The following is a 26710-nucleotide window of genomic DNA, read 5'->3' as shown; positions in this document are numbered from 1 at the left end:
AAGTTGTCCCCGGCAGATTCCCCGCCGCGTGCCAATTATGCAACGGATAGAGCGGTTCGCCGCTACGGCGAACCGCTCTATCTTTTTATCTGACGCAATTCCGGACGGAAAACCGCTTCACACTTTTCCTGGAATTGCTGACTGCGCGCGGCCAGTCTCAGATCGTCGCCACCCAGGCGCGGGCAATGGCCAAGCCCGCGGCGTCGGCCTCGGGGCCGTTGCGTGCCATTTCGCTGTCGAGGCGATCCTGCCAGTCGGGATGGCGATCGGCAATCAGCGGCGCGAAGGATGTGCTCCAGTCCCTCACCATCGGCTGGTCGGCCTCGAAATGGAACTGGAAGCCGTAGACGGCGCGGCCGATACGGAACGCCTGGTTCTCGGCAATTTCGCTGCCGGCAAGCCGCACCGCATTTGACGGCAGCGCGAAAGTGTCGTCGTGCCATTCGAAGATGGGGAAATCCTGGGGAAGTGCGCCAAGCACCGGATCGGTTCTGGCGTCCGGCGTCAGCGATACCTTGTGCCAGCCGAATTCCGAGGCGCCGCCGATCTGGTTCTCACCGCCGAAAGAGCGGGCAACCAACTGGCTGCCCAGGCAGATACCGAGAACCGAGCGATCCTTGGCGGCGAAATCGCGGGTCAGTTCGAGCAGCACCGGGAAATACGGGTAGTCATCGTCGGCCAGCGCATTCTGGCCGCCGCCCAGCATCACCATGGCATCGTGTCCGGTCGCGTCGTCCGGCAGCGCATCGCCCTTGTAGGGCCGGCGCAGGTCGAGATCGGCGCCGGCTTCGGCGAGCGCGGCACCAACCTGGCCAAGGCCGGTGTTGTCGTAGTTCTGGACCACCAGCACCCGCATCGCAAAACCCTGCTGACATGAAATGACGCGACGAGCGATATCATGTCGCCAGCATTGCAGCCAAGATGCGTATTCGGGAGAGAGCTATGCCACTGCAGAACCGGGTCGATCCGTTCGGCGCCATCCATGCCATATCCGAGCGCGGCCTGTTCACCGGCAATCGCGGCATCATCCACGATCCTGAGACCAAGACGCTGCTGAAAAAGCGTTGGGCCTTGCCGGCCTGGATCATCTGCGTCCGCCAATTCCGCAATGTGCGGCGCGAGCCGATGGGCAGGAATCGGCCGGGCGGCAGGGCCGGCTGGACCGAGTTGTTCTTCCTCGACGAGGTGACGGCGCTGGCCGCCGGGCACCGTCCCTGTTTCTATTGCCGGCGTGAGCGAGCCACGGATTTTGTCGGGCGTTTCGGCAAAGTCTTCGGTGTAAACGAACCGCGCGCGCCAATGGTGGACAAGCGGCTGCACAAGGAGCGGCTGGCTTCCGGCGGCAAGCCACCTGATGTCACCATGGGAGAGCTTGCCGAATTGCCGGACGGAGCGATGATCGCGGATGGCGGCTCGGCCTATGCGCTGCGCGGCGGCAACGCGCTGCCCTGGTCGTTCGCAGGCTATGGCGATGCGGCGGCCTTCGACAGCCTTGCCGGCCGGTCGCTGCGCCTGCTCACACCGGCCACGACCGTTTCGGTGCTGCGGCACGGTTTTGAACCGGTGTGGCATCGTTCCGCCGAGACTTGACGCCAGGCACCGCCTCGCCCATTCCTCGGCGATGCGCGCCAATTACAAGATGCAGCGGCTGTTCGTGCCGGACGACCTCGCGGCAGGCATCGAATTCGATGCCGGCCAGCAGCAGAGCCATTACCTCATGCATGTGCTGCGGCTCGGCGAAGGCGCCGAGATTCTGGTCTTCAACGGCCGCGACGGCGAGTGGTCGGCGGCGATCGCTTCGAAGTCGAAGAAGGCGGTGCGGCTGAGAGTGCTCAGCCAACAGCGGCCGCAACCGCCTTTGCCCGATCTAGTTTATTGCTTCGCGCCGCTGAAGCAGGGGCGGCTCGACTATCTCGTGCAGAAGGCGGTGGAGATGGGCGCCGGCATCCTGCAGCCGGTGATCACCCAGCACACGCAATTGGCAAAACCCTCCATCGACCGGCTGCGCGCCAATGTCGTCGAGGCGGCCGAGCAATGCGGCATACTGGCGGTGCCGGAAGTGCGAGAAGCCGAGAAATTCGAGCGTCTGCTCTCCGGCTGGGACAAGGAGCGGCGACTGATCTTCTGCGACGAGGACGCCTCGACCAACAACCCGCTGCCGGCATTGCAGGCGGTGCCGGAGAAGAAGCTGGCGCTGCTGGTCGGACCGGAAGGCGGCTTTTCCGACGACGAACGCAAGATGCTGCGGGCGCTCCCCTTCGTCACTGCCATCCCGCTCGGACCGCGCATCCTGCGCGCTGACACAGCAGCTGTAGCGGCGCTTGCGGTGATGCAGGCGACGGTCGGAGACTGGTAAGAAGCGTAAAGATCAATTCCTGTGACCTGTGGCTCAGGATTTTTCGCTTGATCGGCTGCTGACATTTCGTCCATTTAGCGCCGGCGGGCTCCGAGAGCCGCAGAGGGGGCCCCATGGCGCGCGACACAACCGATTTCCGGCCAATCGAAGACATCGACGAACTGGTCGAGCATCTGGCCGAAGGCAACAAGCCGCGCGACAAGTGGCGCATCGGGACCGAGCACGAGAAGTTCCCCTTCTATGTCGACGGCAACGCGCCGGTGCCTTATGGCGGCGAGCGCGGCATCCGCGCCATCCTCGAAGGCATGCAGCAAAAGCTCGGCTGGGACCCGATCATCGATGACGGCCGCATCATCGGCCTGGTCGAGCCGACCGGCCAGGGCGCGATCTCGCTCGAGCCGGGCGGCCAGTTCGAGCTGTCGGGCGCGCCGCTGGAAACGATCCACCAGACCTGTCGCGAGGGCAATGCGCATCTGGCGCAGGTACGCGAGATCGCCGAGCCGATGGGCATCCGCTTTCTCGGCCTGGGCGGCAGCCCGAAATGGTCGCTGGCCGAGACGCCGAAAATGCCGAAATCGCGCTACGAAATCATGACCCGCTACATGCCCAAGGTCGGCACCAAGGGTCTCGACATGATGTATCGCACCTGCACCATCCAGGTGAACCTCGACTTCGAAAGCGAAGCCGACATGCGCCGCAAGATGCAGGTGTCGCTGAAGCTGCAGCCACTGTCGACGGCGCTGTTTGCCAACTCGCCCTTCACCGACAGCCGGCCGAACGGACTGCAGAGCTGGCGCGGCGACATCTGGCGCGACACCGACAACCAGCGCTCGGGCCTGCTCGAATTCTGCTTCTCGCCCGAGTTCGGCTTTGCCGACTATGTCGAATGGGCGCTCGACGTGCCGATGTATTTCGTCATCCGCGACGGCCACTATCACGACATGACGCACATCACCTTCCGCCAGTTCATGGCCGGCGTTGCCCGCAATGAAGTACCGGACGGACTGCCCACCATGGGCGACTGGGCGAACCATCTGTCGACCCTGTTCCCTGACGTCAGGCTGAAGCGCTTCCTCGAAATGCGCGGCGCCGATGGCGGGCCGTGGCGCCGCATCTGCGCGCTGCCGGCCTTCTGGGTCGGGCTGCTCTATGACGAGGCCGCGCTCGACGCCGCCGAGGCGCTGACTTCGAGCTGGACCTATGAAGAAACGCTGGCGATGCGCAATGCGGTGCCGGAACAAGGCATTTCCGCGCCGTTCCGCAACACGACGCTGCGTGAGATCGGCCGCGATGTAATGACCATTTCGCGCCTTGGGCTGAAAAATCGCGGCAGGAAGAACCGCGACGGCTATGACGAGACCTCGTTCCTCAACACGCTGGACGAAGTCGTGGCGCGCGGTACCACCAGTGCCGAGGAAATGCTGTCGGCCTACCACACGCGCTGGGGCGGCTCGATCGAGCCGGTGTTCATGGAATATGCGTATTAGCGTGGCGCCTTGAGCAGCGGCAAAAGCCGCTTCAATCGAACATCGAAACGAACTAGGTTCTCCCTCGAGGATTTCCGGGAGGAGAAACCGATGCCTACTTTGTTCGACATATTGGCGCAGGCGCAGAACGGCAACGGCATGCAGGCGCTTGCCCAGCAGTACGGGCTTTCCATGCAGCAGACGCAGGCGGCTGTCGCCGCTCTGCTGCCGGCCTTCTCGCAAGGGCTGCAACGCAACACCGCCGATCCCTATGGGCTCGGCGCCTTCATGACGGCGATGGCGAGCGGCCAGCACGCCAAATACTTCGAGGACGCGACCAGGGCTTTCTCACCGCAAGGCGTCAATGAGGGCAATGGCATTCTGGGTCATCTGTTCGGCTCGAAGGAGCTGTCGCGCGCGGTGGCCAGCCAGGCCGCGCAGGCGACCGGCGTCAGCCAGCAGATCCTGCAGCAGATGCTGCCGGCCATCGCTTCGATGGTGATGGGCGGATTGTTCAAGCAGACGACAAACCAGTTGACCGGGGGTCAGATGCAGGCCGCCGGTGGCTTCGGCGGCGGCAGCAATCCGCTCGGCGAGATCATCGAACAGATGATGCGGCAGGCGGGCGGCGGGGCACAGCCTGCGCCGCAGCCAGCACCCAATCCTTACGGTGAGAACCCGCTGGGCAAAGTGCTGCAGGACATGTTCGGCGGCGGCGCCCAACAGCCGCAAAGCCAGCCGCAACAGGCGCCCAACCCCTATGGCGACAATCCGCTGGGCAAGGTGCTGCAGGATATGTTCGGCGGTGGCGCGGCACAGCAACCGCAGGGCCGGCCGCAGCAGCCAACACAGCCGCAACAGACACAGAGCCCTTACGGCGACAACCCGCTGGGCAAGATTTTTGAAGAGATGATGCGGCAAGGCGGTGGTGGCGGCTTCGGCCTGCCCGGTGGGCATTCGGCGCCGCAGCAGCCGCAAGCACCCCAGCCGCGACAGGCACCGCAGGAGCGCCAGGCGCCGCAACCGCAGGCCAATCCGAGCGGCAGGCCACGCAATCCGTTCGACGATATTTTCGGCAAGATGTTCGAGACTGGCGCCCAGCAGCGCGACGACTATCAGAAGGGCGTGGAAACGATCTTCGACCAGTTCAAGCGGGACATGGACCGGCGGTAGTTGGCGGTAGTTGGCGCTAACCTTCGCGGCTTCGGAGCAAGGAACGAAGCGAGCGGCGCAGACCGCACGATGACGACGGAGCTTTAAAAGAAAAGCCCGGTCCTGGAGGAGGACCGGGCCAGTGTGCAGGCTGGCCGGCGGGGAACCGGCAGGGAGTGGGGAGCCTGCTATACTCGTTGGTCGCGGCGAGCCTGAGAAAGGTTCACGGCAACCGAAACAATGCGCCCGATATCACGCTATCTGGCGGGCGAGATCTTCGATCGTATCGGCACGATCGCTCGCAATCGCACGCAGCTTCACGGTCGGATCGGCGCCGAACGGCACATCGATGGCGACATGGAGGTCCGCGCGCGTCAGGCCGATATCGGCGAGTTCGGCGTCCGACATCTCGCCGAGGCGATAGAAGGCCCGGCGATTTTTCCAGGCCTGGTAGGCATTGAGAAGGGTGTTGGCCACGCGCGTCGCAACGGCCGGACGCGAGGTGATGCGCGAGGTCTCGGTGGCGAAATCAAACGTGGTCATGTCGGTCTCCTTCAGACTCGAACTGGACAAGACCAGGCGATCGGCGCTGGGGACAGCGGCCGTTCCGGTCTCGATTCACATGCCTTCATGTGGACAATGTGAATTTGCCACGCACCGATTGATTAATCCAACGAATGTTTCTAATCTTTAGCATCAACGCTACTGATGGATTGGACCGATGAAAGCGCCACTCGATCTCGACCAGTTGCAGACCTTCATCTCGATTGCCGATACCGGCAGCTTTACCCGCGCGGCCGAGGAAGTGCTGCGCACGCAATCGGCGGTGTCGATGCAGATGCGCCGGCTGGAAGAGCGGATCGGCAAGCCGCTGTTCGAAAAGGACGGCCGCACCAACAGGCTGACCGAGGAAGGCGACAAGCTGCTCTCCTACGCGCGCCGCCTGCTCTATCTCAACCGCGAAACGCTGGCCGCCTTCGATGACCAGCGGCTCGAAGGCACCATCCGCATCGGCACCCCCGACGACTATGCCGACCGGTTCCTGCCCGAAATCATGGCACGCTTCACACGGTCAAACCCGCGCGTCGAACTGACCGTCATCTGCGAGCCTACGCCAGGCTTGGTCGAGCATATCAAGCGCGGCAATCTCGATCTTGCGCTGGTGACGCACAACGATACGCGCGGCCAGTCGGAAGTGGTGCGGCGCGAGCCGCTGCTATGGGTGACCTCGGCCAACCATGCCACGCACGAACAGGAAGTGCTGCCGATGGCCTTCGGCCGGCCGAACTGCATCTGGCGGCGCGCCGCCGTCGATGTGCTCGACCGGCAAAACCGCGACTATCGAATCCTGTTCACCAGCTTCTCGGCCACCGTCATCACCGCCGCGGTGCTGTCGGGGCTGGCGATCTCGGTGCTGCCGGAATGCGCGCTGCGGCCCGGCATGCGAGTGCTGGGCGAAGCCGACGGTTTTGGCGCCCTGCCCGACTGCCGCATCGGCATCATGCGCGGCCAGACCCCGCGTCCCGAAATCGTCGACGCTCTGGCCCGACACATCTCGGAAAGCCTCGACAATATTTCCGTGCCGCTCGGCGAAGAAACGGGAAGCTTCGATTTCGCCTCGCTCGCCTTCGCCAAGATGAAGCGGAGCAAGCCGAACCAGATCCTGCCTGGCTGGTAGGAACGATCAGGCCGACGCTGCCGCCTCCGTCGTTGCGTTGGCCGACGACAGGCCGGGCAGCGCCACCAATTGCGCCGGCTCCAGCGGCGGCGACAAGAGGTAGCCCTGCAGCTGCTGGCAGCCCATGGCGACCAGCAGCGCCTTTTGCACCTCGGTCTCTACGCCCTCGGCGGTGACCTCGACCTTGAGCGCGCCGGCGAGATCGATCAGCGCCTTGACGATGGCGCCCGAATTGCCGTCGCCGTCGAGAAGCCGCACGAAGGAGCGGTCGATCTTGAGCTTGTCGATGGCATGGCGGCGCAGATAGCTCAGCGACGAATAGCCGGTGCCGAAATCGTCGAGCACAATGCCGACGCCCGACTGGCGCAAGGCTGCCAGAGCCGCTCTGGTGGTGTCGTTGTTTTCCAGGAGAACGTTTTCGGTGATTTCGAGCTGCAGGCGCTTCGGCGCCAGTCCGGTTTCGGCGAGGATCGAGGCAACCTCTTCGGCAAAGCCGGCGTCGCGCAATTGCAGCGGCGAGACATTGACGGCGAGCCACGGCAGTTTGGTCTTCACGGCGAAGCGGCAGGCTTCCAGCAGGGCCCATGCGCCGAGCTGCCCGATCATGCCGCGTTCCTCGGCGATGGCGATGAACTGCGCCGCCGGCAGTGCGCCATGGACCTCATGCGCCCAGCGGATCAGCGCCTCGGCGCCGACAATGGTCTTGCCGTCGCTGGCAAAGACCGGCTGGTAGGCGAGCTTGATACCGGTGCCGCCATTCAGCGCGCTGCGCAGCTCGCTCTCGACCTTGCGCTTGCGCAGCAAAAGGTCGTCCATGTCGCCGGCGAAGACCTGGTAGCGGCCACGGCCGTTCTTCTTGGCTTCGTAGAGCGCGATGTCGGCCTTGCGCAGCAGATCGTCTGCGTCGGCATCAGGGCCTGTCGACAAGGCTATGCCGATGCTGGCGCTGATAAAGACCTGATCGTCCATCAGCTTGAACGGCTCCTGCAGTTTCTGCAGCACCCTCTCGGAAATATCCTCGGCGTTCCTTACGTCGCGGACATCGATCAGGATCACCGCGAATTCGTCGCCACCCAGTCTTGCCACCGTGTCGACGTCGCGAACCGTATGCTGAAGCCTGGCCGCCGTCTGGCGCACGAGTTCGTCGCCTGCCGGGTGACCAAGCGTGTCGTTGACATGCTTGAAGCGATCTAGATCGAGATAAAGCAGCGCGACCTTGCTTTCATTGCCGGAGGTAAGCAAGGCACGCCGCAGCCTGTCCTCGAACAGTGCCCGGTTGGGCAGGCCGGTGAGCGTGTCGTGAAAGGCGAGATATTGCGCCTGGGCCTGGCTGGTCTGCAGCGCCGATGACGCACGGCGCAGACGCCGGAGCAGAAAGGCGAGCACGCTCGCCGCAACCAGCGCGGCCAGAGCCAGGGCCGGGCTGGCCTTGCCCACCAGCGTCAGGCCGGGCCGTTCCTGGTCCCAGGCAATATAGCCGAGGATGACACCCTGTTTGTCGATAAGCGGAATGGCAGCCGAGCCAAGCGGCTGAGCCATCGGCAGGAGATGCGCCCCCGCCAGCAGATATTTCTGCGCGATCTTGCCGATCACCGCGTCGTTGATGAACTCTATGGAGACATGCAGATATTCGCTGCCGGATGCCTGGGTGACGCGATCCGAACTCGGCACCAGAGGCATGACGCTGAGTATGGCAGGCTGACCGCCAAGCGAGACCAGATCGTCGGCAACGAATTTTGCGCCGGCCTGGCTTGCGTCCTTGCTCATCATCTGGCGCAACCTGGCGATGGTCGGCCGCAAAGCGGGTTCGTCCTCGCCAAAGACGGCAGGCGACACGACCTTGCCTTCGCGCATGGCGTGGACCGGCCGGTTGGCGTTGTCCAGCACATAGACCCGGTTGTGGCCGTAATACGAGTACATCCAGACGCTGAAATTCTCGGCCATCCAGGTCTGGTTGCCGGCCTTGGCGTTTATAACGGAATCATCCCAGACGGCGACGCTTTCCTGCTCGCGCTTTACCGCGGCGATCTGGTCCTGCAGGCCGTTGGCAAGGAAAACCTTCTCCCGCTCGAGCGAGACCCGGTCGGCCTGCATGGTGGCGTAAAGGCCGAAGCCGACAACGATGGCCAGTGCAAAAACGGCAAGCGTCAGCACCGTCAGGGTGACCTGGAACGTCAACGGGCTGCGTTGTTTGCGGGCGCTCATGCGTCCTCCTTGGCCCAGAGTCAATCAGGCCAGGCTTAAGATCAAGTTATGGAATCTTGACGCGGAGCGACAACAGCCGCTCAATCGGCCGATGAGCGACGCAGAATCCGAATCACGAACCAATGCCACCGAATACACGGTGAGCGAGATTTCCGGCGCGCTGAAGCGCACGGTCGAGGATGTCTTCGGCCATGTGCGGGTGCGCGGCGAAATTTCCGGCTATCGCGGGCCGCACTCTTCCGGCCATGCCTATTTCACCCTGAAGGACGACCGCGCGCGGCTCGATGCCGTGGTCTGGAAAGGCACGATGAGCCGGCTGAAATTCCGTCCCGAAGAGGGGATGGAGGTGATCGCCACCGGCAAACTCACCACCTATCCCGGCAAATCCAACTACCAGATCGTCATCGACAATCTAGAACCCGCCGGCGCCGGGGCGCTGATGGCGCTTTTGGAAGAGCGCAAGCGGCGACTGCAGGCCGAAGGACTTTTCGATGCCGGCCGCAAGCGGCGGCTGCCGTTCATGCCGCGCACCATCGGCGTCGTCACCTCGCCGACCGGATCGGTGATCCGTGACATCATCCATCGCATCAAGGACCGCTTTCCTCTGCATGTGCTGGTCTGGCCGGTAAGAGTCCAGGGCGAGACGGCGGGGGCGGAAGTGACGGCCGCCGTCAACGGCTTCAACGCGCTGCCCTGGGATGGCGCGATTGCCCAGCCCGACCTTCTGATCGTGGCGCGCGGCGGCGGCAGCCTCGAGGACCTCTGGGGGTTCAACGATGAAGGGCTGGCGCGCGCCGTCGCCGCCTCGCGCATTCCGGTGATTTCGGCCGTCGGGCACGAGACCGACTGGACCTTGATCGACCTGGTCGCCGACATGCGCGCACCGACGCCGACAGGTGCGGCGGAGATCGCGGTGCCGGTGAAAGCGGACCTCGAAGCGACACTAGCCAGTCTTGGCGCACGTCTCAAAGCAGCCACCTTGCGCAATTTCGAACGCAAGCGGCAGGCCTCGCGTGCGGCGGCCCGGGCACTGCCCTCACCCGACCAGTTGCTGGCGCTGCCGCGACGGCGGCTGGACGAGGCGGCCAGCCGGCTTAGCCGGGGGCTGATGGTCTCCACCGAAAGAAAGCGAGCTCGGTTCTTCGCCGTGAAGCTCACTCCGGCAACGCTGTCGCGGCGGATTGCCGAGGCGCGACGAACCAACGACCGCAACCTTTTGCGCGCCCAGGGGGCGCTGCGCGCATTGGCGAGAGCCCGGCGCGCGGAACTCAATCGCGCAGCGGATCAACTGCCAAAATGCGCAAAAGCATCCCTGCAACGGCACAGGCAGCAACTGGCTTTGCTGCAAGGCCGCATTACGATCGAGCCAACGGCACGGCGGCAAACCGTGCAGAGGGATCTGCTGACAGCTTTGACGAGACGCGGCACGCAAGCGGTACTGCTCAGGCTGGAGCGACTGCGCGGCCGCATTGTCCAATCCGAGAGGCTGATGGCAACGCTGTCGCACAAGGCTGTGCTGGCCCGCGGCTTCGCGCTGGTCAAGGATGCCGACGGCGCGGTGATCAAACTGGCAGTTGATGTGACGCCGGGCGCTGGCCTGCAGCTGGAGTTCGCCGACGGCATCGTAAATGCGGTCGCGACCGGCGACGCCGAGCGGGTGCAGGCCGTTGCCAAACCAGCGGCCACGCCGCCCGCCAGCAAACCCGCCGCAAAGCCGGCGGCCAGCAAACCGAAAGAACCGGGCAATCAGGGCTCGCTTTTTTAGAGGACCGCATGACCGGACATGACCCGCATCTTCAAACGCCGGCGGGCAAGCCGCGCGCCCGTGCTTTCGGCATTGCCTTCGAGGGCACGCCGGGCGGCTTCAACGCCATCACCGATGTGCCCGGCGTATCGGTCGGCTATGCGACGCTGATTTCCGGCGAGGGTCTGCTCGAGGTTGGCACGGGGCCGGTGCGCACCGGCGTCACCGCCATCCTGCCGCGGCCGTTGGCTGAGCTCGCCACGCCGGTGTTTGCCGGTGTCTTCAGCCAGAACGGCAATGGCGAGTTGACGGGGTCGCACATTATCGAGGAAGTCGGCGCCTTCAACCTGCCGGTCACGATCACCAACACGCATTCCTGCGGCGTTACCCGCGACGGCACGCTGCGTTGGATGCAACGCGTGCTGCCGCCGGCGCTCGACAGCGGCTGGGGCCTGCCGGTTGCGGCGGAGACCTATGATGGTTTCCTCAACGACATCAACGGTCATCACGTCGGCTTCGAAGATGTCGAAGCCGCGCTCGACGGTGCCGCCGGTGGAGCGATCGAGGAAGGCAGTGTCGGCGGCGGCACCGCCATGATTGCCTTTGGCTTCAAGGCCGGCTCGGGCACGGCATCGCGCATCGTCGAGTGGCAGGGCATCAGGCATACGGTCGGCGTATTCGTGCAGGCGAATTTCGGCAAGCGGCGCAATTTCACACTGCGCGGCGCCCGCGTCGGGCCTGATCTGGTAGAGCCGGCGATGCGCGAAGGCACGCCGCGTGCCGAAAAGGGCTCGATCATCGCCATCGTCGCCACCGATGCGCCATTTCTGCCGCACCAGATGAAGCGGCTGGCAAAGCGCGTGCCGCTCGGCATCGCCATGACAGGCGGCTTCGGCTACCACAGTTCGGGCGACATTTTTCTGGCCTTCACCACCGCCAATCCGCAAGCAGCACTTGCACCATCGGGACGAACCGCAAACGTCGCTTACATCCCGGACGTCGATATCGATCCGTTCTTCGATGCGGTGGCGCAAGGCGTAGAGGAGGCGATTCTCAATGCAATGGTCGCCAATGAGGATATGAGCGGACGCGACGGCAATTTCGTGCCGGCGCTGCCGAAGGCCTGGCTGAAAGATCGATTTGGATAGAGGACAAGGCCTGGCGGCGCCAGGCCTGTTGCGTCACGGCTTGGCCGCGTTGCTCTGGTCGGCCTCGGCCGCCTCTTCGAGCCGCGATGCGATCAGTTCCTGGATGTCGCCGACTTCTTCCTGGATATCTTCCAGCGGAATGCCGACCTCAGCGGCCTTGGCCGCGCACTCCTTGGCGAGGGTCTCGGCCTGCTTCTCGATCTTTACCGGCGAGTGCTGGCAGTGGACCTTTTCGCCGATCCATCCGCGCAAGAACTCGATCGCATGTTCACTCATACTGCTTTTCCCTGGCGGCTATGCCGGTTGGTAACCGTAAACGTCCGCACCCGGTAAAGGATGCATGCTGCCATTCGAACCGAGTCGGCTTCGCCCGGCAAGTTGATCTTGTCGGAGGTCCGAAGAGCCGAATGAAGGGAAGGGTTCAATGAGCACGTTCTGATTGTTTGATAGAGTGGTACGTTGGCCGGGATCGGCTTCGGCTCTATGCTGTTGTTCTTACGATCTTTTCCTGCTGTCGACGGCCGATTTGTATCACAATAGGGATCACAACGCGTAACACATTTTCTGCTGCTTCGTGGTACACAGCCACAGCTACACGGTCGAAGCCGCCGCTATATAGTGACATCATTATGCGATGTCGACTCTATCAGCCATCCTGCTTCCTTCCGCCGCGCTGTGTCAAACGTCATCCCCGTCCAGTATGGAGATCGGATGGCCCCGGAGGGCGTATGAAGATGTTGATTTTATTGCGTTTCGTGAGCCAAAATCAGAAAGCTCTCGTCAGCGTCACCCCGCTCGACTGCCTCCGCCACACTCAGCGCCTCCGACGTCGATTCCTTGCACGTAACGCGCGGGCCGGATGAACGACAACATTGGCGCTTTGGCAGCGCGCTCCTGCTAAGGACGATGTCTCGATGCGACAAGCTCTGCCTTGCGCTGCGCCGTCTCCAGCCCGATTGAGATGAAGGCGCGCGCATGCCGGGCCAGTTCCATATTGTCGGCCCACAGATTGCGCCAGATCGCGGTCTTCCGTGAGAGGTTCTCGTCGACGATCTTCGACGAGAAGGATTCAAAGCTGAGGTCGTCCCTATAGCCGATTGCGGTCAGCGCATCGAAGATGGCGGCAAAGTCGATATTGCCGGTGCCGAGGAAACCGCGATGGCTCTCGCCGATATGGACATAGCCGATCTTGTCAGCGGCATGGCGGATAGCCAGTCCGACATCGGCCTCCTCGATGTTCATGTGGAAGGTATCGAGATGCAGGAAGATGTTGTCGGAGCCGGTGTCCGCGATGAAGGCCAGGCCTTGTGAAGCGGTGTTGAGCAGATTGCTTTCGAAGCGGTTGACGATCTCCAGATTGAGCGTGACGCCGGCGGCCTTGGCCGTCTCCGCAACCTTCGCAAGTGTCCCCGCGCTGCGGTTCCACTGATCGCGCGTCGGCGCCTGCGTCTGCAAGCCGTGGCTGGTGCTGAGGATGCCGCCAATCTTCTGGCCGCCGAGATCGCGGGTGAGCGCGATCGTCTCGTTGAGGATCTCGACGCCGCGCGCGGCAACCGCCTTGTCGGCACTCGAAATGTCGCCGTCGGCCGGCAGGCCGATGCTGATCGCGACGCCGAGCTTGAGGTCGGCGATGCGCCTGGCCAACCCGCCAACGTCGACATTGGCCGGGTCAAGATAGGAGAACTCGATCAGGTCGAAGCCGGCCTCTCTGGTGTTGGCCAGCGTGCGTTCGAGGTCGCCTTGCGCCGAGCTCGCCGACCAGACGAAGGAATGAATACCGATGCGCGACATGATCGTCTCCCGTTTCTGGAATTGAGATGCGGCCGGGTTGCCCCGGCCGCATCGGCCTTGGGAGGCTTAGCGGGCTGCGGTCCAGCCCTTGTAGTCTTTCAGGTTCTCGGCCGTGATCAGCTTCGGGTCGAGCAGCACGGTCGGCTCCGCCGGCTTCTTGCCGGCAAGCAGCTCAGCCGCCATCGTCAGCGACTGGCCAGCCATCACGTAGGGATCCTGCGAAGCCGAGGCCTTGATCATCGAGGTGCCGGAAGCGAGTTCCTTCTCGATATCGGGAGCGCCATCCACTGCGGTGAAGATGAACTCCGAGCGATTGAGCTGCTTGGCCGCAAGCTGGGCGCCGATCGCCGTCGGATCGTTGATGGCAAACACCGCATCGATCTTGTCGAAGCGGGTGAGCAGCGACTGGAAGACCTTCAGGCCGCCGTCGCGCGAGCCTTCGGCATTCTGATCGTCGGAGAGGATCTTGATGTCGGGGTGTTTTGCAAGGACGTCCTTGCAGCCCTTCACCCGCTCCAGGATCGACGACGACGCGGGGCCGTTGAGGATAACGTAGTCGCCCTTGCCGCCGGTGTGGTCGACCAGATACTGGCAGGCCTCTTCGCCGGCCTTGACGTTGTTGGTCATGACGGTGACGTCGGCGCCTGGCGCCGAGACGTCGAAGGCGGCAACGACGATGCCCGCTGCTTGCGCCTTCTTCACCGCCGGGCCGATCGCCTTGGCATCGACCGCATTGAGCATGATCACGTCGACCCCGGCGGCGATGAAGGAATCGACCTGAGAGACCTGCTTGTTGAGGTCGTAGTCGGCCGACACTGAGGTTACCTCGACCTTCGGGTTGATCTTCTTGGCCGCGTCCTCGATGCCCTTGATGGTGGCGACGAAGAAGGGGTTGCCGAGCAGGCCGACCGAGATGCCGACCTTGTTGAGGTCCTTGGCCGATGCGGGCGCGATGGCGGCGGCCGCGAGTGCGACGCCGCAGAGCAGTTTAGCGATGGTCTTCATTGCTTTCCTCCAATTGCCCCGCGCCTCTCACGGTGCGTTACACAAACCGGTCGTTTACGCCGGCGACCAAGGTCAATCACGTTCTCGCTCCTGCCTGGAGCCTGTAGCGGTCGAGGGCGACTGCCACGATGATGACCAATCCCTTGATGATGTACTGCCAGATGTCCGAGACACCGGCCAAGATGAGCCCGTTGGATAGCACCGCTATGATCAGGCCACCGATCAGCGTACCCCAGATCGAGCCGACGCCGCCGACGAAGCTGGTGCCGCCGAGAATGACCGCGGCAATGGCGTCGAGTTCGTAAGACTGCCCAAGCTGCAGCCCGTTGGCCGCATAGAGCCGGGCCGCTGACATGGCGCCGCCAAGGCCGGCCAGCAGGCCGGAAACGCCATAGACAAAGAGCAGCACCAGCGGCACCTTGATGCCGGTCAGCCGCGCCGCTTCGGCATTGCCGCCGACGGCATAGATCCAGGTGCCGAGCACGGTGCGCTTGAGCACCAGCCAGGACAGCACCACGACCGACAAGGCGATGATGACCAGCCAGGGAACGCCGAACAGCGTACCGTTGCCGATGAAGTCGAACGGCAGGTCCGAGTTGAACACCGTGGTGTCCTGGCCGAGCAGGCGGGCGACGCCGCGCACAGCGGTCAGCGACCCCAGCGTGACGATGAAGGGCGGCAGTCTGATATAGGCGATCAGCAGCCCGTTGATGACGCCGAAGCCGAGGCCGACGAGAATGGCCGCCGGCACGCCCAGCAGTCCCCAATCAGGCACCAGCGACACCATCACCGCCACCATCGCCGAGGCGGCAAGTATCGAGCCGACGGACAGGTCGATCCCGCCGGTCAGGATGACGAAGGTCATGCCCGCTGCCAGCACAATGTTGATCGACGATTGCTGCATGACGATCAGCAAATTGGTCTGGGTGAAGAAGCGCGCGTTCATCAACTGAAAGCCGACCGCCAGCAGGATCAGGATCGGCAGCATACCAAGGGCGGCGAAGGCGGTGCGCAACCGCCGGCTCCTGCCGACAGCCTGGCCACTGATCTCGGTCGCCTTGTCGGTCATCCCTTGGCCGCTCCCGTTGCAAGTTCCATAATTGCTTCCTGGCGCAGCGGCTGGTCTTTGGACGCCGTAACCTCGCCGGCAATCGTGCCGTCGCGCATTACCAGCACGCGGTCGGCAACGCCGATCACCTCCGGCAGTTCGCTGGAGATCATCAGGATGGCGATGCCCTTTTTGGCGAGATTGTCGATCAGCCGGTAGATTTCCGACTTCGCTCCGACATCGACGCCGCGCGTCGGTTCATCCAGGATGACCACTTGCGGCTCGGTCTCGAGCAGGCGGGCAAGCAACACTTTCTGCTGGTTGCCGCCCGACAGCGAACCCGCATTAGCCTGTACCGACCTGGTGCGGATGGAGAGATCCGAAACGGCCGTGGCAGCACGTCTCTCGGCGGCTTTGAAATCGCGCAAGCCGCCGGGCCGCGCATCCCTGGCCAGCACGCCCATGCTGATGTTGTCGGATATCGACATGTCGAGAAACAGGCCGAGTTCCTTGCGGTCTTCGGTGAGATAGGCGATGCCGGCATTCAGTGCCTCGCTTGGCGAGCCGATGGTTACTGGCTTGCCGTCGAGTTCCAGCGTGCCGGCGATGCGTCTGTCGGCACCGAAGATCAGTCGCGCGAGTTCGGTGCGGCCCGAGCCGACAAGGCCAGCCAGAGCCAGCACCTCGCCCTTATACAGTTCGAAGGAGCAGTTCTTCAGGAGATTGCCGTCTGCCATGCCGCGCACCGACAAGGCGACCGCGCGCTTGCTGTCCGGCGGGCGATGATCCTTCCTGTAAAAAGCCGACAGGTCGCGGCCAACCATCATCGAGACGAGGCGCGAGGCGTTCAGCTCGGCGCGCTCAAGTGTGCCGACATAGCCGCTGTCGCGCAGCACGCTGACACGGTCGGCCAACTGGTAGACCTCTTCCATGCGGTGGCTGATGTAGATGATGGCGATGCCTTGCGACTTCAGCGTCGCGATGACCTCGAACAGACGGTCGGTCTCGCGCGAGGTCAGAGAGGTGGTTGGCTCGTCCATGACGATGATGCGCGCGCTGGTCGAAAGCGCGCGGGCGATTTCGACCAGCTGACGCTCGCCGAGCGACAGGCTGGAAACCTGGGCTCTTGCGGTGAAGGACACGCCGAGACGCTTGATGATCTCATTGCTGCGCCGGTAGCATTGGTCGCGGTCGACGATGCCGAAACGCCTCGGCTCATTGCCGAGGAAGATGTTCTGCGCGACCGTCAGGTTGGGCGCCAGCGACAGTTCCTGATAGATAACCGCAATGCCGTGAGCCCGCGCCTTGATCGGGTCGCCGGTGGCGACCGGCACGCCGTCGATCAGTATCTCGCCGCCGGCATCAGGCCGATAGGCACCGGACAGCATCTTCATCAAAGTCGACTTGCCGGCACCGTTTTCACCCATCAGCGCATGGACTTCGCCGGCATGGACGGTCAGCGACACGTCCTGCAAGGCGCGGACTGGCCCGAACGTCTTCGAGATGTGCCGCATTTCCAGCACTGGCTGGCGCGTGACTTCGGCCTGAGCAGCGACGATCACCGTGCGCCTCCCGCTGCCGCGCGGGGGATGCCCTGCTCGCCGATGAGGCCACGCCATGTGTCGCGATATCGGGCAAGTCCGGTGAAGCTTGCGGCACGCACGGGCTCCGGCACTTCCGCGGCAAATTCGCGGCCGACGGTCTCGAAGGCCAGCGCCGCCGCCCCGGTGGCGCTGCCCTCCAGTGTGGCGCCTTGCAGGAAGGCCTGGCTGGGACGCAGTTGCGCCACTAGCCCGGCGAGCAGGCCGCCAGCGTTCAGTCCGCCATCGACGATCACGGTGTTGTCCGAATGGATCTGGTCGAGGCAGAGGTCGACCATCAGCGCGACGTAGAGCAGCGCCACGGCTGCGCGTTCCTCGGCGCTTGGCATGCGGCCGACCAATTTGCCGGCGCGGCCGGGCATTGGGCCGCCCGGCGCGAAGCTCGGCAACGCCATGCTGCCGGCGTTGATCACCCGCTGCACTGTCGCCGGCGCGATCGCGCCTTGCCAGCCGTCGCTGATCGTGGCGAATTCGCGCCCGCCCATAAAGCGGATGGTCGGCACAGGGCCGCCGTCGACATCGACATTGACCAGCATGTCGCGCTGGCCATCGAGCGCGTCGAGCAGGCAATCCGGATTAAGCACGACGACCCAGGTGCCGGTCGAGACGACGGTGACCGGGCCAAGCTCCTGCCGGCGATAGGCATGGAGCGCGGCATTGCTGTCATGGACACCATTGTGGATGGCGATCCGCCGCTTCGTGTCGCCGAGGCGTTGCTCGCCGATAACCGAGCCCGCCCGCTCGAAAGCGGGCATCCGGTCGCGCCAGCCCTCGATGTCGACCAGCGAACTGAAGTCGCGCTTGCGCGGCGCCCATAAATGCGAGTGGCAGCCGAGATAGGACACTTCCGAGACCGCCCGGCCGCCAAACCGCCAGCTCCAGTATTGTGGATAGCCGAGGATCGATTTCGCGGCCGTGAATGCACCGGGTTGCACCGCCTGTAGCCACAGCATGTGGCGACCGTAGTTGAAGCCGAGCGGCAATCGCGGCGAGAAGGTCTCGGTGAAATCCGGAACGAGGCGATCAATTTGCGCGGCAATATCAGCCGGCGGCTCTTGCTCGTAATCGAGTATCGGATGCGTCAGCGCCGCCTCGTCGACCAGGGCAAAGGTGCAGCCATGGCCCGACACCATCACGCCCTCTACGCCATGGATGTCGGCGGCCTCGCTTACGGCGCGAACCGCCCAATCGTGAAGTGCTGCCTCATCAAGCACGCTGAAGCCATCTTTGCGCATCCAGTTCGGCCGGGTCCGGCCCTCGTCGACGATGCGCCCGTCCTGAGCGAAGACGAACAGCTTCGAATTGGTCTTGCCGAAATCGAGGACGGCCATCTTCACTGGATGGCTCCCGAAACCGAGGCGACGCGCACCATGACGCCCGCGTCTTCCAGCATGCGCGCGTCGACGTCGGACAGGCCGTCATCGGTCACCAGCGTGCCGATGCGCGACAAGGGCAGCGCGATGTTACGGGCGTGGATCGACAGTTTGCGGCTGTCGGCCAGCACCACGATCTGGTCGGCACACAGGCTGAGATCGGCGATGGAGCGGACCAGCAGCGGGTGCGATTCCAGCACGCCCTCCTGGCCAAGGCCTTGCGCGCCGAGAAAGAACTTCGATGCGTAGAACGGCTCCGCCTGGGTCGGTGAATGGATGATGCCCGGCTCACGATGCAGATCGCCGCCGGCAACGGTCAGGCTGCAATGGCCGTGGTCGCTCAGATAGGCCGCGAGCGGCATCGAATTGGTATAGAGACGGATGCTGCGCTCGGCCAGCTTGACCCCAAGGTGGAAGCAGGTCGAACCGCCATGCACGATGACCGCATCGCCGTCGCGCACCATCGTGGCCGCGAGAGCGGCGATCTGCCGCTTGGCCTCGACCGCGAGGTCGCGGTTCTCGTCATAGGGCCTGGCATAGGCAACACCCGCCTGTGAAGCGCCGTCGAGCGCCGAGATGCCGCCATAGACCTTCCGTGCTTCACCGGCCTCGTCGATCTTGTCGATGTCGCGCCGCACCGTCGCCGCCGACACGCCGAGCTGCTCCTGCAGTTCGCGCACCGACGCGAAGGGGCGATCCCGCAGCAACTCGACGATCTGACGCTGGCGGCCGGAGTCGCTCAATCGTTTTTCCTCCCAGGAGCCGTTTTTGCCACGGCATTTGACGTAACTTACTCAACATCTTTCCGATTGCAAGAACCTTTGATGAAATTAGATCACTATTGACGTAAGTCGCTCGCATCTGCGATACACATCAACATCCCACGACGGGTATCCGAAGCTGCGAGGCTGGCGGGGCTGATAGAGGAAATGCGCCATGGCGACCTATGCGGATGCGCAGGAAATGGCTGCCTTGCGGGCGCTTTCGGCCAGCATCGGGCGCAGCCCAAACCTGACCCAGGCCGCCGGCGGCAACACCTCGCTGAAAGCCGGCGACACGCTGTGGATCAAGGCTTCCGGCACATGGCTGAAGGATGCGCTCTCCGAAGACATCATGGTGCCGGTGGCGATGGCGCCGCTGCTCAGGGCTGTCGAACAGCGCGACAGCGCCGCCGACCAGCCGCAGATCTTCGCTATCGAGACGCTCAACGCCCGGCGCCTGCGCCCTTCGATTGAAACCACCGTTCACGCGCTGATGCCGCAGCGCGTCGTCCTGCATGTCCATTGCGTCGAAACCATTTCGCTGGCGGTACAGGCCAATTGCGAGGTGGAAGCCGCCAGACGCCTTGATGGTCTCAAATGGGCGTATGTTCCTTATTTCCGGCCAGGCCTGCCGCTTGCCCAGGGTATTGCCGAGCGGCTTCAGGCTGGGGTCGACGTGCTGATCCTTGCCAATCACGGGCTGGTCGTCGCGGCCGATACCGTCGCCGAGGCCGAAGTGCTGCTGCGCCGCGTCACGCTGCTTCTGGCGCGGCCGGCGCGCCAAGTGGCGGAACCGGATGTTGCGGGATTGGCGGCGCTGGCCGGGAAAACCGGTTACAGGCTGCCGGCGGAAATCGAGGCGCACGCGGTCGCCATCGATCCCGAAAGCCGCCGCATGGCGTCGGGGGGCAGCCTCTACCCCGATCACGTCATCTTTCTGGGTCGGGGGTCGGTGGTGGCAAAGCCCGGTGAGGATGTGCCGCGCGTCATCGAGCGGTGCGGTGCAAAGCCCGTGGCGATCCTGTTTCCCGGGCTGGGCGTGCTGATGCGCGGCGACGCCAGTGCCGGCGCCGACGCCATGCAACGCTGCCTTGCCGACGTGACGGCACGCATCGACATTGCAGCGCGGCTGAACTACCTCACCGCCGCCGAGAACGATGAACTGGTCAACTGGGACGCCGAGAAGTATCGCCAGAAACTCAATGCCGCCAGCCGCTGACACGCCGCTTGCCATAGGCATCGACATCGGCACGTCCGGCGCGCGCGCGGTCGCCATGCGTCCAGATTTTTCCATTGCCGCGCGTTCCGCCGTTTCGCTCGAGTTGTTTGGCCGGAATGCCCGCGACCCTGCAGTGTGGTGGTCAGCGGTCGGCGCAGCGCTGGCGGAACTGCTTTCGGGCATCGACCGAACAGCGGTCCGGTCGATCGCTGTTGACGGCACTTCAGGTACGTTGCTGCCGGTCGACGGCGCCGGGCGGCCGCTGGCCGAGCCGCTGATGTACAACGATACGGTCGCCGACAACGCCATTCTGGTCGCGATCGCTCGCGAAGCCCCAGCGACCAGTGCCGCACTTGGGGCGACGTCCGGTCTCGCCAAGGCGCTCTGGTTCCAGCGCACGCCCGGTGTTGCCGCGGTGCTGCATCAGGCGGACTGGATCGCGGGACAATTCTCCGGTCGCTTCGATGTCAGCGACGAGAACAATGCCTTGAAAACCGGTTACGACATCACGGCCCGCTGCTGGCCGGACTGGATTGCGGCCACCGAAATGCGCATGGAGTTGCTGCCCGGTATCGCCAGGCCGGGCGATGTCGTCGGCAAACTCACCGCGGATGCCGCGGATATGTTCGGCTTACCGCGCGAAATCGCCGTCGTCGCCGGAACGACCGATGGCTGCGCCTCGTTCCTGGCGACAGGTGCCGCGGCAATAGGCGACGGCGTCACCGCGCTGGGGTCGTCGTTGACCGTCAAGATCCTGTCCGACCGGCCTATCTCGGCGCCACGCTTCGGCATCTACAGCCATCGGCTTGGAGATGTCTGGCTGGCGGGCGGCGCATCGAACTCCGGCGGCAAGGTGCTGACACAGCATTTCCCTCTGGCGCGCATCGTCGAGCTGAGCATGGCGATCGACCCGATGACCGAGACCGGCCTCGACTACTATCCTCTTGCCACTGCAGGCGAACGCTTTCCGATCGCCGATCCGGCACTGCCGCCGCGTCTTGTGCCGCGACCGGTGGAGGACGCCGACTATCTGAAAGCCATGTTGGAGGGTATCGCCGCGATCGAGGCGCTCGGCTATGACAGGCTCGCCGAGCTCGGCGCTCCGCAGCTGACGTCGGTCAGAAGCGTCGGCGGCGGTGCGGCGAATGCCGCCTGGACGGCGATCCGGCAGCGCAGACTTGGTGTTGATTTCCTGCCGGCGCTTTCGCACGAAGCCGCCGCCGGCACAGCGCGGCTGGCGCTGATGGGCGCAAGCGCGGCGGGGCTTCTATGAGCGCGAAAACAGTCGAACACCTCAACGGCGTCAACCAGCTGGCCGAGCGCTATGATTTTTTCCTGCTCGATCAGTTCGGCGTGCTGCATGACGGCGCCAGCCCCTATCCAGGGGCAGTGGAAGCACTGTCGGCGCTGAAGCGCGCCGGCAAGACCATTGTGCTGATCTCGAACTCCGGCAAGCGGGCGGGGCCTAACGAGAGCCGGCTGCTAAAGCTCGGCTTCGAACCGGGAAGCTGGGACCATTTTGTTTCTTCCGGCGAGGTCGCGTGGGAGTTCTTCCACGACATGGCGGTATCCGGAAAGCTACTGCCAAACACGAAATGCCTGTTGATAAGCCGCGACGATGACCGCTCGGCGATCGAAGGTCTGCCCTTCGCATTGACCAAGGACGGTGACGATGCCGGGCTGGTGCTGATTTCGGCCAGCGAGGGCGACCGCTACGATCTTGAGCACTATCGCCGGCTTCTTGCGCCGGCTGCGGTGCGGCAGGTGCCATGCTTTTGCACCAACCCTGACAAGATCATGCTGACGGCAGTGGGGCCGCGCTTCGGCGCCGGCCGGCTGGCGGATCTCTACGAGGACCTCGGTGGTAGCGTCACGCGTATCGGCAAGCCTTACCCCACTATATTCGGCGCTGCGCTAGCGGTGGCAGGCAATCCAGACCGCAGCACTGTGGTCTGCGTCGGCGACAGCGTCGAACACGACATCGCCGGCGGACTTGCTGCCGGCGTGGCCACGGTGCTGGTTCTGTCAGGAATATTGGCGGACACACCTGACCTGTTCGACCTGTTCGACACGATGGACGCCTACCCGGATTACACCATGGATGGCTTCAGGTTTCGCTGATTTGATTAACCCGGCAGCGCTCGCGCCCGAATCCGGCCTCAACGCCTCGTGGCCACGAGCATTGGCCGGCTGGCTCAAGACTGCCGAACAGCGCGGATCCAGTCGAGCCGCGCGGCTGGAATGAGGCCGTAATTGTAGAAATTGACGCCGTCCACACCGGGCGCCAGCGCCGGCTTCACCTTGGCCGCGAGGATGTCGGGGCGGGCCATTTCCGGATAGAACAGCCGGTAGCCGGCGCCGAGGAATTTGTCCGCGCCCAGTGCCGCACGGCCGGCCGCCATCAGGCTGGCGACATCGCCGGCCTGCATGTCGTAGGCGCACAGGATCGCCCCGTCGCAGACCTTGCCCAGCGCTGCCAGATCGCAACCGCCAAGCCAGCCGTCTTTCAGATCGATAATGACGACCCGCGTCGTGGGATCGGCTACCTCGCGCAGTTCGGCGACCAGGCTGGTCACTGGCTCGAATCGCCACAAGAGATAGGCATGGAGCTCCGGCCACGGCGCAAAGGCGTCGAGGCCGCAGGCGGGGAAATCGGGAAAGCGCCGCTCAGGCACCGCACGCTCGCAGGTCTCGACGATCCATTGCCTGGTGAGCTTACGCGCCGCCTCGGCATCGATGCCGGCTTTTGCCGCACGGGCGACGCAGGACGGACAGAAGCACAGAGACAAAAGAAAATCGTCTTCCGGCGTCAGCCCGACACCGTCCTTCTCGTGATGGTATTCATGGGCAAAGCCCATGAAGGACGGGCTTTCAAGTTCTATCCGGTCCGGCCGATAGCTGTGCGAGATGTCGGCGATCAGCGCGCGGACATAGGCGCGCGCATCGGGATGGGACGGGCAGAGATTGTAGTAGTTGGCGTCGCCGAAGGCGTTGCGGGTGACGGCCTGCGGATGCAGCATGCCCAGGCGGGTGTTGTGCAGGCAGACCGTCCAGCACGAAACGCCTAGCCCGCCCGCGTCGCGACGGCGGATGAGCTGACCGAGCACGTCGCCGCCCTCGGTGATCACGTCAGCCACCTTGGGTTGGACGGCTAGACTTCCCCAGCGCGCAGCGGTCGGCTTGAAATAGATGGTGCCGTCCTCAGGGAAATAGGCCTTGCGGCGCGGACTGCGCGGCTGCAGGAAGCGCCCGGCATGATAGGATGTCGCCAGGCTGATCATGTTGAGCCCGGCGCGCTCGACAAGATCACGTTCGACCGTCTCCAGGCCGAGATCCTGGATGTCCCAGGGATAGGTCCACATGGACAGTTGCTGCATGGAATATCTCTGCCTTTGGCTCAGCCGTCGACCGGCTCTGCGACCTGCATTAGGCAGTCGCCCGCCTCACACATCGTGTGCAGCCGGCGCGACAGCACCAAGCCGCTTTCGGCGAAATGCAGGGCCTCCTCGGCAACATCGAGCCGCTCGAGATCGTGGTACCAGCCGGCCAATTGTCCTGAAGTGACACTGTCGCCGAGCCTGGCGGCGGGCTCGAACCAGCCGCGGCGGGTGGCATAGAGGCCCTGGCTGTGCCTGGACAGGGACAGCAGCCTTGTCGGCGCCGAAGGCTTTTCGCCTGCGCCAAGGACCGGCGCGCCGACCACACCCATTGCTATCATCAGACGGTCGAGTGCGCGGGCCGTGATCGCCATCGAATCGACCGTTGCGGTGCCACCGCCGCCGAACTCGCCGCTGACGCCGATGGCGCCGGCGCGGCGCGCTGCGCCCATCGAGGTTGGCGAGGCCTGGCCGTTGTCAGCGATAAAGCCGTAGGGCATGCCGAGCATGCGCATCAGCTCGACGCCACGCCGGTGGCGCTCGGGATCGGCGTTGCGTTCAACCAGCGCGGTCGGCAGATGCTCCATCGACGTGCCGCCCGAATGGATATCGAAGACGACGTCGTGACGGGGGAACAGCTCCGTCTCAAGGAAATTGGCGAGCCGGCTTGTCGGCGTTCCCGAGGGATCGCCGGGAAAGGCCCGGTTGAGATTGCCGCCGTCGAGCGGCGAGCAGCGCTTGGCGGCCATCACCGCAGGGGCGTTGGCCATCGGCATGATGGTGATGCGGCCCTTGATCCGCTTCGGATCGAGCCGGCGCGCCAGTTTTGCCAGCGACAGCTCGCCCTCATATTCGTCGCCGTGATTGCCGGCCATCAAAAGCAGTGACGGGCCGTCGCCATTGCGGATGAGGCAGATCGGCACCTTGACCTGAAAGTAGGGCGAGCGATCGATCGAGAACGGAATGCTTAGATGGCTGAGCGTCTTGCCGTCGCGGTCGAAATCGAGCGTGTGGGCGAGGCCGGTGTGCATGGTCAGACCGCCGCGACCGCGGTGATTTCGATGCGCAGATCAGGGTCGGCAAGCCGCGCCTCGACGCAGGCCCGCGCCGGCAGGCGGGCAGGATCGATCCAGGCATCGTAGATGCTGTTCATGGCCTCGAAATCACCGATCTGCGGCAGGAAGATGTTGACCGCCACCAACTTCGACTTGCTGCTGCCGGCCTCGACCAGCAGCGCCTCGACTTTGGCAAGCACGTCGCTGGTCTGGCCTTCGATGCCGGCCTTGCGATCGTTGGCCACCTGGCCGGCTATGTGAACGAGGCCGCCATAGACGACTGCCTGCGACATGCGCGAGCCGGACTGAAAATACTTGATCATATCGGATCCTTTCGAGGTTCTCTTTTTCGGGGATCTGGTCAGCCGAACCAGGTGGGGAAAGCGTGGCGGACGTGGCCGGTCGCGTCGACCCCGAAGATCACACGATAACGGTCGAGGCAGGTGCAGGGGTGCGAGATGCCGAATTCGATGACGTCGCCGACGGCGATGTCGTCGCTCGGCGCAATCGACAGGAAGGCATGCTGGTCGTTGAGCTTGACCACCTCGGCGCGCGCCGCTGGCATCGGCAGCGGCTTCCCGGCGCGGAAGACCGTGAGCAGCGTTGGAAATCCCTGGTCGAACGACACGTCGCGCATCCCCATGCCGCAGATGACGAGGCCGGGCTCAGGCCGCGACAGCACTTCGGCCCACAGGCGTAGCGCAGGGCGAAAGGAATGCCGCGCCGAAGCGCTGATGCCGCCTATGGCAAAACCCTTGCGGGCATCGAGGGCGCCGAGCGAACGGTCATAGGTGCCGTGGTCGTGGAAGAAGATGGCGCCGCTGCGCAGCACCAGCGTTGCGTTGCCGTCGCTGAAAACCTCCGGCGAAAGTGCTTCAACCACTCTGTCGAAGAAGGCGGAGCCGCCGGCTGTGACGATCAGCGGTGCGTCGCCGCCGACGCGGGCACGCAGCCGCAGGAACATGTCGGCGGTCATTGCCAGCAGGCGGGATATCACCTCATCGGTGCGACCGGGCTCGGGTTGCGCCGCCGCCCCTTCATAGGTCGTAACGCCGGCGATCAGCAGCCGCCCGCCGGCAGCCGTGATCGCATCGGCGATAGCCTCGGCTTGCGCGGTGGTGCGGGCGCCCGCCCTGCCCGCACCAAGTTCGACCAGCACGCGCAGCGGCGGCAGCGCCGCATTGGCGCGCCAGGCCTCGGCAAGCGCATTCACGGCGTCGACCGAGTCGGCAAAGACATAGAGCTCGGCATCCGGCCAGGCACCAGCAAGCACCGCCAGCCGGTTGGCGCCGCCGGCTCCGCCAACCTCATTGGCGATGATCAGCCGTGTCAAGCCGGCCTTCAGCATCACTGTCGCTTGCCTGATGTCGGCGACCGTCGTGCCCCATGCGCCGGCCTCGACCAGCGACCGGGCAAGGTCGGGCGCCATCGGCGTCTTGGCATGCGGAGCGATCTCAACATTGTGTTCGCGCGCATAGCGCAGGAACAGGTCGCGATTGACGGAGAAGGCCGCCTCGTCGAGGGTCAGCACCGGAAGCGCCATGCGTCCATCGGCGGGATGCCAGTGCTCGGCCGCGACAAGGCTGCTGTCAAGCCCGGTTGTGCCGGGAGGCACGCCGCGGATGCGGTCGTCGAGCTGAAAATTTTCGTGCACCGAAAGGGCTGGAACCGGTGAGTTTTCAGTCATCCGATGCTAACCCTTTCACCGTCGCAGAACGAAGCCAGAATCGA

General features: G+C 64.2%; 24 protein-coding genes. 10 read left to right on the top strand and 14 right to left on the bottom strand.

All coding sequences use genetic code 11. The features are described from left to right. Nucleotides 1–157 precede the first annotated feature (157 nt). Complete coding sequence (locus tag NKK52_RS00595; protein WP_023681838.1) at nucleotides 158–856, bottom strand: type 1 glutamine amidotransferase; 699 nt, start codon at nucleotides 854–856, stop codon at nucleotides 158–160. A gap of 86 nt (nucleotides 857–942) precedes the next feature. Between NKK52_RS00595 and NKK52_RS00590 the strand changes: the two genes are divergently transcribed. The 4 genes from NKK52_RS00590 to NKK52_RS00575 all read left to right on the top strand — a co-directional run bounded on the left by NKK52_RS00590 (nucleotide 943) and on the right by NKK52_RS00575 (nucleotide 4995). After that, entirely contained in the window at nucleotides 943–1590 is a 648-nt protein-coding gene (locus NKK52_RS00590; protein ID WP_023681839.1) for a hypothetical protein, read from the top strand. A 31-nt stretch (nucleotides 1591–1621) separates the two neighbouring features. Further along, complete coding sequence (locus NKK52_RS00585) at nucleotides 1622–2356, top strand: 16S rRNA (uracil(1498)-N(3))-methyltransferase (protein ID WP_023681840.1); 735 nt, start codon at nucleotides 1622–1624, stop codon at nucleotides 2354–2356. Between the two features lie 113 nt (nucleotides 2357–2469). Beyond that, nucleotides 2470–3843, top strand: coding sequence for a glutamate--cysteine ligase (locus tag NKK52_RS00580; protein ID WP_023681841.1), 1374 nt, complete (start codon nucleotides 2470–2472; stop codon nucleotides 3841–3843). 90 nt (nucleotides 3844–3933) lie between these two features. Then, nucleotides 3934–4995: a DUF937 domain-containing protein gene (locus NKK52_RS00575; protein WP_023681842.1), complete on the top strand. Its 1062-nt coding sequence runs from the start codon at nucleotides 3934–3936 to the stop codon at nucleotides 4993–4995. Nucleotides 4996–5226: 231 nt separating this feature from the next. Here the strand turns inward: NKK52_RS00575 and NKK52_RS00570 are convergent, their stop codons facing one another. Beyond that, the gene (locus NKK52_RS00570; RefSeq protein WP_023670560.1) at nucleotides 5227–5517 is read right to left on the bottom strand and encodes a DUF1127 domain-containing protein; all 291 of its coding nucleotides are present in this window, start codon (nucleotides 5515–5517) and stop codon (nucleotides 5227–5229) included. 178 nt (nucleotides 5518–5695) lie between these two features. Here NKK52_RS00570 and NKK52_RS00565 point away from each other — a divergent pair, with 178 nt between their 5' ends. Further along, entirely contained in the window at nucleotides 5696–6652 is a 957-nt protein-coding gene (locus NKK52_RS00565; protein WP_023681843.1) for a LysR substrate-binding domain-containing protein, read from the top strand. Nucleotides 6653–6658: 6 nt separating this feature from the next. Here the strand turns inward: NKK52_RS00565 and NKK52_RS00560 are convergent, their stop codons facing one another. Then, the gene (locus NKK52_RS00560; protein ID WP_023723354.1) at nucleotides 6659–8857 is read right to left on the bottom strand and encodes a bifunctional diguanylate cyclase/phosphodiesterase; all 2199 of its coding nucleotides are present in this window, start codon (nucleotides 8855–8857) and stop codon (nucleotides 6659–6661) included. Between the two features lie 91 nt (nucleotides 8858–8948). Between NKK52_RS00560 and xseA the strand changes: the two genes are divergently transcribed. Both xseA and NKK52_RS00550 read left to right on the top strand, forming a co-directional pair. After that, nucleotides 8949–10622, top strand: a complete 1674-nt coding sequence (gene xseA, locus NKK52_RS00555; RefSeq protein ID WP_023681845.1) for an exodeoxyribonuclease VII large subunit — start codon at nucleotides 8949–8951, stop codon at nucleotides 10620–10622. An 8-nt stretch (nucleotides 10623–10630) separates the two neighbouring features. Beyond that, entirely contained in the window at nucleotides 10631–11749 is a 1119-nt protein-coding gene (locus NKK52_RS00550) for a DmpA family aminopeptidase (protein ID WP_023681846.1), read from the top strand. A 33-nt stretch (nucleotides 11750–11782) separates the two neighbouring features. On the opposite strand, the gene NKK52_RS00545 is transcribed toward NKK52_RS00550, so the two are convergent. From NKK52_RS00545 to NKK52_RS00515, 7 genes are all read right to left on the bottom strand, one after another. Beyond that, nucleotides 11783–12025 carry a DUF768 domain-containing protein gene (locus NKK52_RS00545; protein WP_023670565.1) on the bottom strand — a complete coding sequence of 81 codons (243 nt, stop codon included), beginning with the start codon at nucleotides 12023–12025 and terminating at the stop codon, nucleotides 11783–11785. 621 nt (nucleotides 12026–12646) lie between these two features. Then, nucleotides 12647–13540 carry a sugar phosphate isomerase/epimerase family protein gene (locus NKK52_RS00540; RefSeq protein ID WP_023681847.1) on the bottom strand — a complete coding sequence of 298 codons (894 nt, stop codon included), beginning with the start codon at nucleotides 13538–13540 and terminating at the stop codon, nucleotides 12647–12649. Nucleotides 13541–13606: 66 nt separating this feature from the next. Beyond that, nucleotides 13607–14545, bottom strand: coding sequence for an ABC transporter substrate-binding protein (locus NKK52_RS00535; protein WP_023670567.1), 939 nt, complete (start codon nucleotides 14543–14545; stop codon nucleotides 13607–13609). A 76-nt stretch (nucleotides 14546–14621) separates the two neighbouring features. Then, nucleotides 14622–15614, bottom strand: a complete 993-nt coding sequence (locus NKK52_RS00530; RefSeq protein WP_023715631.1) for an ABC transporter permease subunit — start codon at nucleotides 15612–15614, stop codon at nucleotides 14622–14624. After that, nucleotides 15611–17107, bottom strand: coding sequence for a sugar ABC transporter ATP-binding protein (locus tag NKK52_RS00525; protein ID WP_050591947.1), 1497 nt, complete (start codon nucleotides 17105–17107; stop codon nucleotides 15611–15613). Before NKK52_RS00525 ends, NKK52_RS00530 begins: the two co-directional genes overlap by 4 nt. A 44-nt stretch (nucleotides 17108–17151) precedes the next feature. Continuing rightward, nucleotides 17152–18531, bottom strand: a complete 1380-nt coding sequence (locus NKK52_RS00520) for an FGGY-family carbohydrate kinase (protein ID WP_023681850.1) — start codon at nucleotides 18529–18531, stop codon at nucleotides 17152–17154. Beyond that, nucleotides 18528–19310 (bottom strand): DeoR/GlpR family DNA-binding transcription regulator, encoded by a 783-nt coding sequence (locus NKK52_RS00515; RefSeq protein ID WP_023681851.1) that lies wholly within the window; start codon nucleotides 19308–19310, stop codon nucleotides 18528–18530. The genes NKK52_RS00520 and NKK52_RS00515 overlap by 4 nt, the downstream gene beginning before the upstream one ends. Before the next feature lie 193 nt (nucleotides 19311–19503). Here NKK52_RS00515 and NKK52_RS00510 point away from each other — a divergent pair, with 193 nt between their 5' ends. From NKK52_RS00510 to NKK52_RS00500, 3 genes are read left to right on the top strand one after another with little or no spacing between them, the layout of a single operon-like run. Further along, the gene (locus tag NKK52_RS00510; protein WP_023681852.1) at nucleotides 19504–20547 is read left to right on the top strand and encodes a class II aldolase/adducin family protein; all 1044 of its coding nucleotides are present in this window, start codon (nucleotides 19504–19506) and stop codon (nucleotides 20545–20547) included. Further along, on the top strand, nucleotides 20531–21820 hold the full coding sequence (locus NKK52_RS00505; protein ID WP_031198358.1) for an FGGY-family carbohydrate kinase: 1290 nt from the start codon (nucleotides 20531–20533) through the stop codon (nucleotides 21818–21820). Before NKK52_RS00510 ends, NKK52_RS00505 begins: the two co-directional genes overlap by 17 nt. Continuing rightward, on the top strand, nucleotides 21817–22668 hold the full coding sequence (locus NKK52_RS00500) for a TIGR01459 family HAD-type hydrolase (RefSeq protein WP_023681854.1): 852 nt from the start codon (nucleotides 21817–21819) through the stop codon (nucleotides 22666–22668). Before NKK52_RS00505 ends, NKK52_RS00500 begins: the two co-directional genes overlap by 4 nt. A 74-nt stretch (nucleotides 22669–22742) precedes the next feature. Here the strand turns inward: NKK52_RS00500 and NKK52_RS00495 are convergent, their stop codons facing one another. Genes NKK52_RS00495 through NKK52_RS00480 form a run of 4 tightly spaced genes read right to left on the bottom strand, consistent with a single transcriptional unit; the run spans nucleotide 22743 to nucleotide 26666 of the window. Further along, nucleotides 22743–23924 carry a hypothetical protein gene (locus NKK52_RS00495; RefSeq protein WP_031198356.1) on the bottom strand — a complete coding sequence of 394 codons (1182 nt, stop codon included), beginning with the start codon at nucleotides 23922–23924 and terminating at the stop codon, nucleotides 22743–22745. 20 nt (nucleotides 23925–23944) lie between these two features. Continuing rightward, nucleotides 23945–24955, bottom strand: a complete 1011-nt coding sequence (locus tag NKK52_RS00490; protein WP_023681856.1) for a succinylglutamate desuccinylase/aspartoacylase family protein — start codon at nucleotides 24953–24955, stop codon at nucleotides 23945–23947. A gap of 2 nt (nucleotides 24956–24957) precedes the next feature. Beyond that, complete coding sequence (locus tag NKK52_RS00485) at nucleotides 24958–25302, bottom strand: RidA family protein (RefSeq protein ID WP_023670576.1); 345 nt, start codon at nucleotides 25300–25302, stop codon at nucleotides 24958–24960. A gap of 38 nt (nucleotides 25303–25340) precedes the next feature. Continuing rightward, on the bottom strand, nucleotides 25341–26666 hold the full coding sequence (locus NKK52_RS00480) for an alanine racemase (protein ID WP_031193247.1): 1326 nt from the start codon (nucleotides 26664–26666) through the stop codon (nucleotides 25341–25343). Between the last annotated feature and the right edge of the window lie 44 nt (nucleotides 26667–26710).

It is taken from the genome of Mesorhizobium sp. C277A, assembly GCF_040324395.1.
GTDB lineage: Bacteria > Pseudomonadota > Alphaproteobacteria > Rhizobiales > Rhizobiaceae > Mesorhizobium.
This window is presented reverse-complemented; position numbering and strand designations above follow the sequence as displayed.

Excerpts from the sequence above, each read along its gene's own strand:
- NKK52_RS00595 (WP_023681838.1), bottom strand. The coding sequence starts at position 856 with ATGCGGGTGCTGGTGGTCCAGAACTACGACAACACCGGCCTTGGCCAG.
- NKK52_RS00585 (WP_023681840.1), top strand. The coding sequence starts at position 1,622 with ATGCGCGCCAATTACAAGATGCAGCGGCTGTTCGTGCCGGACGACCTC.
- NKK52_RS00580 (WP_023681841.1), top strand. The coding sequence starts at position 2,470 with ATGGCGCGCGACACAACCGATTTCCGGCCAATCGAAGACATCGACGAA.
- xseA (WP_023681845.1), top strand. The coding sequence starts at position 8,949 with ATGAGCGACGCAGAATCCGAATCACGAACCAATGCCACCGAATACACG.
- NKK52_RS00495 (WP_031198356.1), bottom strand. The coding sequence starts at position 23,924 with ATGCAGCAACTGTCCATGTGGACCTATCCCTGGGACATCCAGGATCTC.
- NKK52_RS00590 (WP_023681839.1), top strand. The coding sequence starts at position 943 with ATGCCACTGCAGAACCGGGTCGATCCGTTCGGCGCCATCCATGCCATA.
- NKK52_RS00560 (WP_023723354.1), bottom strand. The coding sequence starts at position 8,857 with ATGAGCGCCCGCAAACAACGCAGCCCGTTGACGTTCCAGGTCACCCTG.
- NKK52_RS00485 (WP_023670576.1), bottom strand. The coding sequence starts at position 25,302 with ATGATCAAGTATTTTCAGTCCGGCTCGCGCATGTCGCAGGCAGTCGTC.
- NKK52_RS00525 (WP_050591947.1), bottom strand. The coding sequence starts at position 17,107 with ATGCGGCACATCTCGAAGACGTTCGGGCCAGTCCGCGCCTTGCAGGAC.
- NKK52_RS00480 (WP_031193247.1), bottom strand. The coding sequence starts at position 26,666 with ATGACTGAAAACTCACCGGTTCCAGCCCTTTCGGTGCACGAAAATTTT.
- NKK52_RS00505 (WP_031198358.1), top strand. The coding sequence starts at position 20,531 with ATGCCGCCAGCCGCTGACACGCCGCTTGCCATAGGCATCGACATCGGC.
- NKK52_RS00535 (WP_023670567.1), bottom strand. The coding sequence starts at position 14,545 with ATGAAGACCATCGCTAAACTGCTCTGCGGCGTCGCACTCGCGGCCGCC.
- NKK52_RS00570 (WP_023670560.1), bottom strand. The coding sequence starts at position 5,517 with ATGACCACGTTTGATTTCGCCACCGAGACCTCGCGCATCACCTCGCGT.
- NKK52_RS00540 (WP_023681847.1), bottom strand. The coding sequence starts at position 13,540 with ATGTCGCGCATCGGTATTCATTCCTTCGTCTGGTCGGCGAGCTCGGCG.
- NKK52_RS00500 (WP_023681854.1), top strand. The coding sequence starts at position 21,817 with ATGAGCGCGAAAACAGTCGAACACCTCAACGGCGTCAACCAGCTGGCC.
- NKK52_RS00550 (WP_023681846.1), top strand. The coding sequence starts at position 10,631 with ATGACCGGACATGACCCGCATCTTCAAACGCCGGCGGGCAAGCCGCGC.
- NKK52_RS00575 (WP_023681842.1), top strand. The coding sequence starts at position 3,934 with ATGCCTACTTTGTTCGACATATTGGCGCAGGCGCAGAACGGCAACGGC.
- NKK52_RS00565 (WP_023681843.1), top strand. The coding sequence starts at position 5,696 with ATGAAAGCGCCACTCGATCTCGACCAGTTGCAGACCTTCATCTCGATT.
- NKK52_RS00510 (WP_023681852.1), top strand. The coding sequence starts at position 19,504 with ATGGCGACCTATGCGGATGCGCAGGAAATGGCTGCCTTGCGGGCGCTT.
- NKK52_RS00545 (WP_023670565.1), bottom strand. The coding sequence starts at position 12,025 with ATGAGTGAACATGCGATCGAGTTCTTGCGCGGATGGATCGGCGAAAAG.
- NKK52_RS00490 (WP_023681856.1), bottom strand. The coding sequence starts at position 24,955 with ATGCACACCGGCCTCGCCCACACGCTCGATTTCGACCGCGACGGCAAG.
- NKK52_RS00530 (WP_023715631.1), bottom strand. The coding sequence starts at position 15,614 with ATGACCGACAAGGCGACCGAGATCAGTGGCCAGGCTGTCGGCAGGAGC.